This is a genomic window from Acidobacteriota bacterium (genome assembly GCA_016716905.1).
Classification (GTDB): Bacteria; Acidobacteriota; Vicinamibacteria; order Vicinamibacterales; family SCN-69-37; genus SYFT01.
This window is the reverse complement of sequence record JADJUS010000014.1, coordinates 154,311-167,077: the sequence shown is the minus strand read 5'-3', so window position 1 is coordinate 167,077 and position 12,767 is coordinate 154,311. Positions and strand designations below refer to the sequence as shown.

The window sequence follows — 12,767 nt, the reverse complement described above, 5'->3', positions numbered from 1 at the left end:
AACGAGTTTTTCCGTTGCTGGGCTCACGCACCAGCCATTACCATGGACGTGCGTTGTATGATATCCCAGTCAGCGCCTAAGTGAAATTGAATGCGGATGCGGCGCAGTGCCAGGCCATCGGGCCCAGTGAGACTCGATTAAAGGACCGAAATGATGAAGAGAGTAGTGGTAGGAACTGTTTTCAGCGCCATGCTCCTGGGAGGGGCCGACGCCCACGCCCAGATGCTCCAGTGGACCGATCGGGTGTTCTTGAACGTGAGTGGAGGCGTCCAGACTGGAAAGAAGGATGTCGCAACCACGCTCTCATTCCCGTTGTATGACGAAACAGCAACGATAGACACCACCCGCGAAATCAAAGGCTCGGCCATCTGGGACGTGACCGGCGGCATTCGTGTGTGGAGCAACATGGCCGTGGCGCTCAGCGTCTCGGGCCGCAAGGCGGACAGCGATGGGCTCACCACCGCGGTGATTCCCCACCCCGCGTTTTACGACCAGGCTCGGTCTGTGAGCGGCAGCGTGGCCGGCATGAAACATTCGGAGTTGTGGACCAGCGTCCTGATCGGCTGGATGATTCCGGTCACCGAGAAGTTTGAAGTCATGGCGATGCTGGGCCCGACCGTCGCGGCCGTGCAGCACGAGACGGTGGTGGGCGCCTCCGTGGTCGAAGGCAGCAGCCCGACCGTCACAGTGGACCTCGAGACCGTCGACAAGTCCGTGTGGGGCGTGATGGCCGGCGTGGACGGGCGGTACCTCATTACGAAGAACATTGGCGTCGGCGCCTTCGCGCGGTATTCGGCAGCGAAGGTCAACCTGACCTCGACCACCAAGCTGGATGTTGGTGGATTCCAGATCGGCGGCGGCGTCCGGATCAAGTTCTAAGCCGCAGGGACTCAAGACAAAAGGGGCAGGCGCTTGCGGCGCCTGCCCCTTTCTTTTTGTACCGATGGTCCGTGGCGCTACACGCCTGAACAACTGAACTGCGGGTAGCCGCCGTAGTAGGGGAACGTTCCTTCGCCCCAGTAGAGCTTCAACGGCGTGCTGATGTTGTCGTAGTCAAAGGCGATATCGATACCCCGGAGCGTACCGTTGTCCATGTGCACCAGGAAGTCGATGCTGATCTCGGGGCCGCCGCGCTTGAGGTTCCAGGCGAGGTCCAGGCCGCCACAGCGGCCAGCTTCGATGATCCGGTCGCGCAGGAACATCATGTTGCTCTGACGTTGCCCGAGCGAACCCACAGGGACCAGATACTGCGGGTACTTGGCCGCGATGCACTGCACGATGGCGTCGCCGTTGTTACCGGCGCAGGATCCGCCCGTGCCGCCACCGCCACCACCACTGCCGCCACCTGGCGGCGGGGGAGGCGGCACCACCACGGGTGCGACGGGCGTCCGGAAGACCTCTGTCTTGGACCAGGCGCCCACATTCAGACCATCGGTGATTCGGACGCGCCAGTAGACCGTTGTGTCGTAGGGAAGGGCCGACGGGATGGCGAGTGACGTCTCACCTCCGGGGTTCACGGGGGCCTCGGCGCTTGCTGCCTGACCTCCGAACGTGTCTGTGCCAGAAATCTGGAAGAAATAGAAGAGCGCGCCGTGCGGCCCCGTGGTGACCGCATTGGCGGCGACCAGTGTGGGCGTGCGAGACTCGACTCGAACGTTGCCCACCGGAGACTTCGCCACAGGCGTGCCGATGAAGATGGGCATCAGGACGTCGAACTGCGCCGCAGCCGACCATTCGCTGTTGTTGGCGCCATCCTCGGCCCGGGCGCGCCAGAGGTAACTGCGTCCGGGCGCGAGTTTGTCGGGCAGGCGCACGGCGGTGCGCCCGTTCGGGCCAGGTCCGATGTTGTTGGCCGTGAAGACGGCGTTGGCGAACGTGGCATCGGTCGCCACCTCCACACGCAAAGTGAACGGGCGTGGGCTGCTGCTCGACGGGTTTTCAATCAGCAGTGTGATGGGTTGGTTCTTATCTTCGATCTTCCAGCCGGTCCCGGGTTCCAGGGCCTTGGGCACGGTGATGTCCACGTTCGCCAGCGGCCCGGCAATTTGGGGACTGAGCGGATTGGCGGTTTTGCTCTGCTCGCAACCGGCGGCAACGACGAGCAGCAGCGCCGCAGTTGACAGGTATGTGGAGCGGCGGGCGAAAAACGTGATCGGCATATGGGGCCCTCTTGCAAAAAGCACAGACTGAAGGCCGTATCGGACGTGAATCGGTCCGCCGATAGGGCCGCCGCGTCACTACTTATGCAAGCTGGACGCCAAGCCGGATCGAGAGGAATTTGAGCCAAGGACCATCAAAATCCCGCCCGGCAGATTACCAAGCACGCCGAGGAACCAGAAGAGCAACCCGAGCGCGAAGGCCTCTTCCCTCGGCAATCCGGCAAGGGCGAATAACGGAACGAACGAGGCCACGCCGGCGCCCAGGCCAGACACCGAGAGGGGCAGCAGGAAGGCCAGCACTCCGAAGGGAATGAGGGCGAAATACCACCCGCCGCCCAAGGTCAGGCCTATGGCGAGCCCCAGGCACCACGCCTGTGCCGATCGCAGCGCTTGAACGCCGATCGAGGCGAGCAGCACCCCGATGAGTACGCCCCGATGACCGCCATACTGGCGAATCGCGGTCAGAAACTTCTGCGCGAGCCGTTCTACTCTCGGGAATCTGCGCCCGGCCCAACGCACGAGACCGGCCAGAATCCTTGAATCGAACAGCAACAGGATTGTGCCGGCCACGCCAAGAATCGCAATGACGATGGAGACCGCGAGGAGGCGGCCGTCGATGAGCCGCCCCACGAGGATCGAGCCGCCGGCGGCCATCAGCAGAACGGAGACGGTACCCAGGAGGCGGTCCACCGCGACCGATCCCACGGCCAGTTGGGTCGGCGCACCCAGTCGCGACAAGCTGAGGGCGCGGACCGCATCTCCGCCAATACCGCCAGGTAAGAATGTCCCGACAAAAGTGCTCACGAAGAAAATTCTGACTATCTGGTGCCGGGGGACGCAGGGCGGAGTTTCCACGGCGCGCAGGAGTGCCATCCACCGCCAGGCCATCAGCGCGCGGTCGATCACCACAAGCCCGAGGCACACGCCGAACCATGACAACGAACCCGCTTTCACCGCACCGGCGATATCGGTCCACGAGGCATTCCTCGTGGCCAGCCACATCAGGCCACTGGCGAGGAGCACTCGGAATGCCAACTGCGCGGCCCTGGAGATCATTGCAGCAGATTCTACATGGGCGCTAAAATGACGCCGGTCCTGCGAACGTCCCCTTCATGCCAACCGAGCGCCCGCTAAATATCCTCCAAGTCTGTGACCACCTGGGCTGGGAGGGGTCGCGAATGCACGGCGTCAAGCGCCTGTTCGCGTGGATGATCCCCAGGTTTGATGCGTCACGGTTTAAGGTCTCGCTCGTCAGCCTGCGCAAACGCGATTTGTCTGAAGAGACGTTGGACTCGCTGGGCATTGACATCACCTATCTGGAGCGAGGCAAGTTCGATCCCCGCACCCTGTTCGCACTGCTGCGCATCATCGACGCAAAACACATCGACATCCTGCATCTGCACGGTTATGGCGCCACCACATTTGGGCGCCTCGCCGCGGCGATGCGCGGCATTCCCGTGGTGCTGCACGAACATGCGAACCTCACCAGCACTCCGTGGTTTCAGAAAGTGGCGGACTGGACGCTGGAGCCGTACACCGACGTGGCGCTCGCCGTCTCAAAGAGCACGGCAGAGTTTGTCACCGGGGCACGCCTGGTGCGGCCCCAGAGAACCAAGGTCGTGTATCTTGGCGCGCCACTCGATGAGTTTGGTCAGGCCGTGACCGCCGGCGAGCGGGCGGCGGCGCGCGCCGCGCTCGGCGTGGGGCAGGACGACGTGGTGATGGGGACGGTCACTCGGCTTCACGACTCCAAGGGCAATCAGTACCTGGTCGAGGCCGCGCGGCTGGTTGTGGATGCCCGGCCGAACGCGCGGTTCTTCCTGTTCGGGGAAGGGCCGCTGCTGGCGAGTCTGGAAGCCCAGGCCGCCGCACTCAACCTCGGGGACCGTTTTGTCTTCGGCGGGTTTGTGAAAGATGTGCGCAGCGCGCTCGCGGCGTTTGACGTCTCGGTCTTCCCGTCGCTGTGGGAAGGCACCCCCCTCACCGTGTTCGAAGCCCTCGCCGCCTCACGCGCCATCGTCGCCACCGATGCCGATGGATTGATGGAGGTGCTGACGCCCGACGAAGATGCGCTCATTGTCCCGCGGCGGGATGCCCGGGCGCTCGCCGACCGCATCATCCGGCTGGTGGATTCGCCAGCCGAGAGACAGCGCCTTGGAACAGCAGCGCGCAAGACGGCAGAGTCATATGACATCACGGCCTTTGTCCGGAAGATGGAGCAGCTCTACAGCGTGCTGCATCAGGAGTCGCGGCCGCGGCACCGGCGGGTGGCCGAGGAAATGGATCTCGGATTTCTGACAGGGAAGGCCCGCGCGTGATGCCGGCAACGGCTGACGCGCGCTGGCGCGCCGGCTGGGTCTCGGCGGCGGCGGTATTTATCGTCCTTGCCGGTATCGCGCTGTGGATGGATCCCGTTGGCGTCAGGCGCACCAACGCAGACCCGACCGCTGCGCCTGGTTTTCAAAGCGACGAGGCCACCTACTACCTGATGGGGCACAGCCTCGCGCGCGACTTCGACCTCGAGTACCGTCACGAAGACCTCGCGCGGACCCGGCGCGAATTTCCTGGCGGGCCGAGCGGCGTCTTTCTGAAGCGCGGGCTCACGTTGAATGGCCAGCCTGATTCGGACCAGAGCCGCCTCTTCTACGGCAAGTCGTTTGTGTATCCCTTGGTCGCCGCGCCCTTTGTCGCGGTCTTTGGCACCAAGGGCTTTTACATCCTCAACAGCCTATTACTGGCACTGGGCTTCTTCTGTGCGTACGCGTTCATCAGCGCGCGGTCAGCCGCAGGCGTCAGCCTGGTGCTGGCGGCTGGTTTTGTGTTTCCGACAGTTGTGCCCGTCTACTGGGCGTGGATCGCGCCGGAGTTATTCAATTTCTCGCTCGGCCTGCTCGCGTACTTCTGCTGGCTCTACAAGTTCGTGGCGCCGACGCCGTCTTCGGCTCGCACCGCGTGGCTCAGGGGCCCAGCCTCAGATGTTGCGGCGGCGGTGATCATTGGCCTCCTCACGTTCTCGAAACTGACAAACGCGTTGCTCGGCCTTCCGATGGGGCTCTGGTGGCTGTGGAAGAGGGAATGGAAACGGGCCGCCATCGTCGCCGCCGGGTTTGCGCTTTCTGCGGGGCTTGGGTTTGGGACAAACCTTGCCATCAGCGGGGAGTGGAACTACCAGGGCGGCTTCGACAGGCGGACGTGTCACAACGCGTTTCCGCTTGAGACTCCTGCCGCGGGGCTCGATGTGTGCGAGCCACGGGAAACGAGCAAAGCGCTCACAAACGTCTGGTTTGATCCGCAGATGTTGTGGAGCAATCTGCGGGCGAATCTCGGCTACTTCTGGATCGGCCGCTATGGCGGGATGGTGGCCTACTTCTTCCCGTTTGTGTTTGCCGTTGTCGCCCTTCTCACTGCGGGACAGCAGCGACACACGTGGCAGTGGTTCGTGCTCGCGGGTATCGCGGCGCAAATGATCGTCTTCCTCATCACGCTGCCCTACACATTCATGGGCGGTGGAGGCTCGGTCGGCAATCGCTACTTCATGGGCGTGTACGGCGTGGCCGTATTTCTGCTCCCGCCCATTCGGTCAATCGCGGCGTCGCTGGTCCCGTGGCTGGTGGGCGGATTGTTCATGGCGCCTCTCGTGTTGAGTCCATTCGACACATCGATGCGGCCAGGCGATCGCGCCTTCAGCGGCCCGCTCCGCTTGCTGCCCGTCGAGCTGACCAATTACAACGACCTGCCGGTCACGACCGAGCGAGACCTGATGGTACGCGGATTCGGAGCCAAGCCAGGCCACCCGGGATTTGGGTTGATGTACCTCGACAAGAATTCATGGCTTCGCGAGGCCGATGGCCTGAGCTTCTGGACTCGCGGCCAGTCGCGCGCGGAGCTCCTCGTCCGCACAAACCTGCCGGAACGTCGTCTTCAGTTGATGCTGAGCGCTGGTCCATTACCCACGACTGTCGATCTGAACCTCGAAGGCCGTCGCGTGACGGTGTCGCTAGTGCCGAACCAAACTGCGATTGTGCAGTTCGCTCCGGATCGTGGGTTTCCATTCAAGAACGTGCAGGATCAGGTCAGCTACATCTGGCGCCTGGCGATCACCACCGATACAGGCTTCGTGCCGCCCCCAAGCCCGGACAACGATACGCGATTCCTCGGCGTGCGGGTGCTGCCGCTGATTATCAGATAGGCGAGCATGAGACGGCAGACACTGCTTGCCACGCTCGCCGGCTGCGCCCTCGCGGCGCTCATGACCTGGCCGATGATGTCTGCGCCTGGGCAACTGGCCCGCATTGATACCCACGACGGGAAGTTCAGCGTGTGGAACGTCGCGTGGGTCGCGCACGCGTTGCTCACCGACCCCGCGAACGTCTTCAACGCAAACATCTTCCATCCGCATCAGGGGACGCTGGCGTACTCAGAGGCGAACCTCGTCGCAGGCGCAATGGCCGCGCCGGTGTACGCGATCACAGGCAATCCGATCGCCGCGCACAACATCGTGGTCTACATCAGCCTCGTGTTGGCGTTTGTGCTGACCTGGCACCTCGTGCGCCGCCTGACAGGGTCGTCCTGGGCCGGTGTGCCCCCGGCGGCCGGCTTCGCGTTCTCCGCGTATGTCTCGGCGCACACCGCCCACGTGCAGCTACTGCTGGTGTTTGTCGTGCCACTAGTCCTGATTGTCTGGCACCGCTTCGCTGAGGCGCCCGGTCTTCGTCGAGGTTGTGTGCTCGGCGCGACGCTGACGTTCGCGGTCCTCGCGTGTGCGTACTACGGAATCATGATGGGTCTGGCCGTCGGATTCGCGGCGTTGTGGTTTGCGGTGGGGCAGCCGCATCCTCGCAAATACTGGGCAGGCCTGGGTGCCGCGGTTCTTGTCGCCGCACTCCTGGTGGCTCCTGTCGCACTGCCGTACGCGACCATGCGCGACGAGGTGGGTTTCCGGTCGGCGCTCAATGTCGAAGAGGCGCGCGACTTGTCGGCCGACCATCGCACGTACATGCGCGGACAGTCGGGCCCGTTCACCAAGGTGCTGCCCGAGTCCTGGCGTGCGGGCCTTGATTCGTATGTGGGTCGCCTCGGTGAGGTGCTGTTCCCCGGGATCATCGTCATCGGGCTGGCGCTGGTGGGCCTGGCCCTTTCGTCCCGCGTTGTGCACGCGCGCCGAGTGTTCTGGTTCTACGTCGGTGTGACGACGATGGCGGTGTGGGCATCGCTGGGACCGGCCGCGGGGCTGTACGGCTGGCTGGCCGACATCATCCCGTTCATGTCGTTCCTGCGCGCGCCGTCACGATTCGGTGTCCTGGTGCTGATGGGACTCGCCGTGTTCGCAGGGATGGGCATCGCCGCGATTGCAAAATCCGGACGACGACGGCCCTGGCTGGTGCCGGTGCTGCTGGCGCTGGTCGTCATCGAGTTGCGCGTGTCGTGGCCGCTGCGACCTGTGCCGCCCGTTCCTGAGGCGTATCAGGTGCTGGCGGGCATGCCCAGAGCGGGCACACTCGTGCTGCACTTTCCGTATCGCCGTGGCGAGTGGTTTCCTCACGTCGAGCACATGTTCTGGTCCATGTGGCACTGGCAGCCATTGGTGAATGGGTACAGTGATTTCATCCCGCCAGACATTCAGGCAGAGGCGATTCCGCTCAATGGGTTTCCCAACGAAGAATCGTTCCGCCTTCTGCGGGCACGCGGGGTGAGGTATGTCGCCATCGACTGGCGCACCTACAACGAGCCGGCCACCGAGGTGATGCAGGGCCGGTTTCCGCCGTACGCGGCGTACCTGCGGCCACTCGTGACAACCGGTCCGGTGTCGCTCTACGAAATCGTCCGCTGGCCAGAGTCCGCCGGGCGCTGATGCTGCGTGAGGTTGGCGACGCCGCCCGAGAGCGAGAACAACATCACGAGCGCGGCGCCCAGGAAGGAAAGCGCGAATGCCGACTCCAGCGGCAGGCCCAATCGCGCGAAATAAAAGCTGAACGTGGCCTCACGCACGCCAAGCCCGTTCACCGAAACCGGAGCCATCTGCACGATGAACGACAGCGGTATGAGGACCGCGAGGTGCGCGAGCGGAATCGGCACGAGGATCGCCTGCGCGATGGCCGCATAAAAGAGGACGAGCACGGCTTGCACCACGATGCCGCCGCCAAACCCGAGGGCGAGGGCAGACGGACTCTCCCGAAAACGCGCCAATGCACTGACGAGCCGGCTGATGCGTTCTTCCACCCATTCCTGATGGAGGGCCTTGAGCGGTGCCAGTGCCTTCCCGATGGCATTGGGTCTCAGTAACACAATGGCGCCAACCAGCGTCCCGACACCGAATGCGAGCCACAAGAGTCCGGGTCCGAGTGCCGCAATCACCGGGCTCGCCGTGGTCGTCATCGACGCTCCCACTGCCGCGATCAAGACCAGTGCGAGCAGGCCGATGCCACGATCAACCAGCACCACGGTGGCGGCCCGCGTTTTCGAGCCGGCGGCACGAGCGGTGTCGCGCACCCGGATGACGTCGCCGCCAATGTTGGACGGCAGGAAATTGTTGAAGAACGTGGCGACCAGGTACGACCGCAGTAAGGGCCCGAGGCCAACGGCCACGTTCTGCGCGTGCAGCAAGACCCCCCAGCGCCAGGCACTGATGAATACCATGACGAAGTACAGGCCGAGTGCGACGACCAGCCACGTCACCGAGGCCGTGCGCGCGATGGCCCAGAGCCGTGACAGGTCCACACGCGAGAGCAGCAGATACAACAAGCCTGTTGAGACGACGATCTTGATGGACCAGATCAGCGCCTGGCGTCCGCCGCGCGCGGGCGGGTCTTTGGCGTCAATGGCGTCAGTCGTGTCGTTGACGCCAGGCGCGTCAGGACCAGGGGGCACGTGTGTCATCAGGATCGACGCGAGCTACTACCGGGGGCGAAGTGTAACACGCGGGTATACAATCATCCGCAGCCCCAACGCCCACGCGATCGGGCCCTGACGGCATGCACATTCTCATGATCGCGCCGGAGCCGTTTTTTGAGCCCCGGGGAACCCCGTTTTCTGAATTACACCGCATTCGGGCGTTGACCACCCTCGGACACACGGTCGATCTGGTCACCTACCCGTTTGGCAGTGACGTCCAGATGCCCGGGTTGACGATCGTGCGCTCGATGGCCCCGCCATTTGTGTCGCGCGTGCGAATCGGGCCGTCGTGGGCGAAGGTGCCGCTCGATGCGCTCCTGTCGCTCACCGCACTGCGACTGGCGCTCACGCGGAAGTACGACGTCATCCACTCGCACGAGGAAGGCGGCGCGATCGGAATTGTGCTTGCCGCAATGCTGCGCAAGCCCCATCTGTACGACATGCACTCGAGCCTGCCGCAGCAGATCTCGAACTTCGGGTTCGGCAAGTTCAAGGGCCTGGCCGCGTTGTTCGGATGGATCGAACGCCTGATGATCAAGCGCTCGGGGGTCGTGATTGTGATCTGCGAGGATCTCGACGACACAGTGAAGGCGCTGAAGTTGCCGGTGCCCACCGTGCTGATCGAAAACGCCGCAGGCTCGGGTGCGGCGCCGTCGGCAGGTACCGGACTCGCCGTGCGACGGTCGCTGGGCCTCGACGAAGCCACGCCGGTTGTGCTCTACACGGGCACGTTTGAGGCGTACCAGGGCCTTGACCTGCTTTATGACGCGATGCGGATTGTGGTGGCGGCTCGTCCGGAAGCCCGGCTTGTGATGGTGGGAGGCGAACCCGCGCAGGTCGCGACGGCACGTGTTGCCGTTGACCGTCTCGGACTCTCGTCGGCGGTCATCTTCACCGGCCAACGACCCGCCGAAGAAGTGCCGGCTTATCTCGACGCGGCCACAACCCTGGTGTCGCCACGTTCGAGTGGCACGAACACGCCACTGAAGATCTACCAGTACCTCCGGTCGGGGCGGCCGATAGTGGCCACGCGTCTGCGCACGCACACGCAGGTCCTTAATGACGACGTGGCGATTCTGACGGCGGCCACGCCAGACGAATTGGCCAAGGGCCTGCTCCGGGCGATGAGCGACCCTACCGCCGTGACCATTGGAGCGCGCGCACGCGAACTCGCCAACACGAAGTACAGCGACGAAGCCTTCATCGAAAAGACGCGCCGTGCGTATGAGGTGCTCGTCCGATGAATCGTCAGCACTACAGCTACACGCATTACGCCAGCAAGGATGTGGCGGAAGGATTCGACAACCTGCGGTTCAGTGGTCCGATCGGCCGGCACCTGCTCGCCGAACAGGAGGCCTTGCTCATGGCGGCCTTCGCCCCACTGGGGACCGGCGACGGTGATCATCCGCTAGCAGGGTGCTCGGTGGTGGACGTCGGCACCGGCACTGGACGCGCAGCGATCGGCCTCGCGCGCGCGGGCGCGACGGTGGTGGGAGTGGATGCCTCGTCCGAAATGCTCGATGTGGCGCGCGAACGCGCCGCAAGCGCAGGCGTCGCCCTGAACTTCGAAGTGGGAGATGCGCATGCCTTGCCGTTTCCGGCCGGGCATTTCGACGCGGCCGTTTCACTGCGGGTCCTCATGCACACGCCCGACTGGTCGCGGTGCGTCGGCGAATTGTGCCGTGTCGCGCGCCGTCGCGTTGTGGTGGATTTCCCTTCGGCGTCGAGCCTGGCCGCTGTCGAAAGCGGTGTGAGGCATCTCAGACGCGCCGCCGGGCACAAGGTCGAAGCGTACCGGGTGATGTCGGAACGCAGTGTCATTGCCGCGTTCCAGGCGAGTGGATACCGCGTGGTCCACATTCACCGGCAATTCGTCATGCCGATCGCGTTTCACAAGGCGGTGGGTTCGCTCGGCTTCACACGCGGGTTGGAACGTGTGCTCAGGGGCGCCGGTCTGCTCTGGCTCGCGGGGTCTCCGGTGACGATGGTGGCGGAGCGGTGAGAGCGCTGGTCACGGGGGCCACGGGGTTCACCGGTGGGCACCTCGTGCGGCGACTGGTGGCGGCGGGCGATACCGTGCGCGCCATTGTCAGGCAGCCGGACCAGGCGCGGGACCTGAACAACGCGGGAATCGAAGTGGTCCGCGGCGACCTCACCGATGCCGCGAGTCTGCGCGCCGCGTGTGAGGGCGTCGACGTGGTGTACAACATCGGCGCGCTCTACCGGACCGCCGGATTACCCGCGTCGGCCTATCGCGCGGTCAACGCCATTGGTGTCGAGTCGCTTGTGAGGGAAGCAGCACGCGCGGGCGTCCGCCGCGTCGTGCACTGCAGCACGGTCGGCGTACACGGTGATGTGGAACATCCTCCGGCGAATGAAGAGGCGCCGCTGCGGCCCGGCGATGTGTATCAGGAAACCAAGGTTGAGGGCGAGCAGTTGGCCATCGCCGCGGCAAAAGACACAGGCGTCGAGTTGGTGATCGCCCGTCCGTCCGGGATCTATGGCCCCGGTGACCGACGCTTGCTGAAGCTGTTCGGCGGAGTGGCGCGTGGCCGGTTCGTGCTGCTTGGCAATGGCGAGATCTTCTATCACCTGACATACGTGGAAGACCTGTGCGACGGCTTTCGCCTGTGCGCCACAGTGCCTGCGGCGGCGGGACGCACCTACATCCTGGCGGGTGGGGAAGTCACGACGCTGAAGGCGTTGATCGAGATTACGGCGGAGGTGGCCGGCGTGGCGCCGCCACGGCTGCGGCTGCCTGTGTGGCCGTTCTGGCTGGCCGGCGCCGCGTGCGAAGCGGTCTGCGCGCCACTCGGCGTGGCGCCGCCGATCTATCGACGCCGTGTAGACTTCTTCACCAAGAGCCGCGCGTTTGATATCTCGAGGGCTCGCGCGGAGCTGGGTTTTGCGCCGGCGGTGAGCCTGCGTGACGGCATTGGACGCACACTGGAGTGGTACCGTGGCCAGCACTGGATCTGATCGGGACATCCCGCGCGTGCAGGACCAGTTGTTTCGTGCGCCTGGTGGAGCGCGCGCGAAATACAGCGCGCTCATCGTGGGCAAGCCTGGCCTGGGTGCGTTGGTCAAGTACGAGCTTGTCACGCTGTTCGCGCAGTGCGTGCCTGGCGCCCTCGGGTTGATGCTCCGGAAGTCCCTGTACCCCATGCTGCTGGGCCGTTGCGGTCGCAACGTGGTGTTCGGCCGCGACGTGGTGCTGCGTCATCCGCACAAAATCCACATCGGCGACAACGTCGTTATCGACGACCACTGCCTGCTTGACGCCAAGGGCGACACCAACCGCGGCATCGACATCGGGAATGGGGTGTTCGTCGGACGGAACACCATTTTGTCCTGCAAGAATGGCGATATCGTCCTGGCCGACGGCGTGAATATCGGATTCAACTGCGAGGTGTTTTCCGCAGGCCGCGTCACCATTGGGGCGCACACCCTGCTGGCCGCGTATTCGTATCTCATCGGCGGCGACCACGATTTCAGCGACCCGACTGTGGCGGTGAACGCACAACCCCGCAAGTCCGACGGCATCGCGGTGGGCGCCGGCGTGTGGATTGGTGCGGGCGCGAAGGTGCTGGATGGCGTGTCGATCGGCGATCGCGCCATTGTGGGCGCGGGCGCCGTGGTGCTGGGGCCGGTGCCGGCCGGCGCAAAAGCGGTGGGTGTGCCGGCACGCGTACTGAATCCGGGTCCGGACGCCTGAGT

11 protein-coding genes are annotated in these 12,767 nt (G+C 64.4%); 8 read left to right on the top strand and 3 right to left on the bottom strand.

Annotated features, from left to right (window positions below; genetic code table 11):
* The first annotated feature begins 150 nt into the window (after positions 1 to 150).
* Entirely contained in the window at positions 151 to 879 is a 729-nt protein-coding gene (locus tag IPL75_14645; protein MBK9241461.1) for a hypothetical protein, read from the top strand.
* A gap of 77 nt (positions 880 to 956) precedes the next feature.
* Here the strand turns inward: IPL75_14645 and IPL75_14640 are convergent, their stop codons facing one another.
* Positions 957 to 2,159 carry a hypothetical protein gene (locus tag IPL75_14640; GenBank protein ID MBK9241460.1) on the bottom strand — a complete coding sequence of 401 codons (1,203 nt, stop codon included), beginning with the start codon at positions 2,157 to 2,159 and terminating at the stop codon, positions 957 to 959.
* A 78-nt stretch (positions 2,160 to 2,237) separates the two neighbouring features.
* Positions 2,238 to 3,215 carry a flippase-like domain-containing protein gene (locus tag IPL75_14635; protein ID MBK9241459.1) on the bottom strand — a complete coding sequence of 326 codons (978 nt, stop codon included), beginning with the start codon at positions 3,213 to 3,215 and terminating at the stop codon, positions 2,238 to 2,240.
* A gap of 122 nt (positions 3,216 to 3,337) precedes the next feature.
* Between IPL75_14635 and IPL75_14630 the strand changes: the two genes are divergently transcribed.
* The 3 genes from IPL75_14630 to IPL75_14620 are packed head-to-tail and all read left to right on the top strand — an operon-like array spanning position 3,338 to position 8,010.
* Entirely contained in the window at positions 3,338 to 4,477 is a 1,140-nt protein-coding gene (locus IPL75_14630; protein ID MBK9241458.1) for a glycosyltransferase family 4 protein, read from the top strand.
* Positions 4,474 to 6,348 (top strand): hypothetical protein, encoded by a 1,875-nt coding sequence (locus tag IPL75_14625; GenBank protein MBK9241457.1) that lies wholly within the window; start codon positions 4,474 to 4,476, stop codon positions 6,346 to 6,348. Before IPL75_14630 ends, IPL75_14625 begins: the two co-directional genes overlap by 4 nt.
* A 6-nt stretch (positions 6,349 to 6,354) precedes the next feature.
* Positions 6,355 to 8,010: a hypothetical protein gene (locus IPL75_14620; GenBank protein ID MBK9241456.1), complete on the top strand. Its 1,656-nt coding sequence runs from the start codon at positions 6,355 to 6,357 to the stop codon at positions 8,008 to 8,010.
* Here IPL75_14620 and IPL75_14615 read toward each other — a convergent pair.
* Positions 7,971 to 9,035 (bottom strand): flippase-like domain-containing protein, encoded by a 1,065-nt coding sequence (locus tag IPL75_14615; protein MBK9241455.1) that lies wholly within the window; start codon positions 9,033 to 9,035, stop codon positions 7,971 to 7,973. The two genes, IPL75_14620 and IPL75_14615, sit on opposite strands and share 40 nt — an antisense overlap.
* Before the next feature lie 176 nt (positions 9,036 to 9,211).
* Here IPL75_14615 and IPL75_14610 point away from each other — a divergent pair, with 176 nt between their 5' ends.
* The 4 genes from IPL75_14610 to IPL75_14595 all read left to right on the top strand — a co-directional run bounded on the left by IPL75_14610 (position 9,212) and on the right by IPL75_14595 (position 12,765).
* Complete coding sequence (locus tag IPL75_14610; protein ID MBK9241454.1) at positions 9,212 to 10,294, top strand: glycosyltransferase family 4 protein; 1,083 nt, start codon at positions 9,212 to 9,214, stop codon at positions 10,292 to 10,294.
* Positions 10,291 to 11,052 (top strand): class I SAM-dependent methyltransferase, encoded by a 762-nt coding sequence (locus IPL75_14605; protein ID MBK9241453.1) that lies wholly within the window; start codon positions 10,291 to 10,293, stop codon positions 11,050 to 11,052. The genes IPL75_14610 and IPL75_14605 overlap by 4 nt, the downstream gene beginning before the upstream one ends.
* Complete coding sequence (locus tag IPL75_14600) at positions 11,049 to 12,029, top strand: NAD-dependent epimerase/dehydratase family protein (protein MBK9241452.1); 981 nt, start codon at positions 11,049 to 11,051, stop codon at positions 12,027 to 12,029. The genes IPL75_14605 and IPL75_14600 overlap by 4 nt, the downstream gene beginning before the upstream one ends.
* Positions 12,030 to 12,213: 184 nt before the next feature.
* Positions 12,214 to 12,765, top strand: a complete 552-nt coding sequence (locus IPL75_14595; GenBank protein ID MBK9241451.1) for an acyltransferase — start codon at positions 12,214 to 12,216, stop codon at positions 12,763 to 12,765.
* The last annotated feature ends 2 nt before the right edge of the window (positions 12,766 to 12,767 follow it).

Coding starts and splice junctions, on each gene's coding strand:
- IPL75_14595 (MBK9241451.1), top strand. CDS start 12,214: ATGCTGCTGGGCCGTTGCGGTCGCAACGTGGTGTTCGGCCGCGACGTG.
- IPL75_14620 (MBK9241456.1), top strand. CDS start 6,355: ATGAGACGGCAGACACTGCTTGCCACGCTCGCCGGCTGCGCCCTCGCG.
- IPL75_14605 (MBK9241453.1), top strand. CDS start 10,291: ATGAATCGTCAGCACTACAGCTACACGCATTACGCCAGCAAGGATGTG.
- IPL75_14645 (MBK9241461.1), top strand. CDS start 151: ATGATGAAGAGAGTAGTGGTAGGAACTGTTTTCAGCGCCATGCTCCTG.
- IPL75_14630 (MBK9241458.1), top strand. CDS start 3,338: ATGCACGGCGTCAAGCGCCTGTTCGCGTGGATGATCCCCAGGTTTGAT.
- IPL75_14640 (MBK9241460.1), bottom strand. CDS start 2,159: ATGCCGATCACGTTTTTCGCCCGCCGCTCCACATACCTGTCAACTGCG.
- IPL75_14615 (MBK9241455.1), bottom strand. CDS start 9,035: ATGACACACGTGCCCCCTGGTCCTGACGCGCCTGGCGTCAACGACACG.
- IPL75_14635 (MBK9241459.1), bottom strand. CDS start 3,215: ATGATCTCCAGGGCCGCGCAGTTGGCATTCCGAGTGCTCCTCGCCAGT.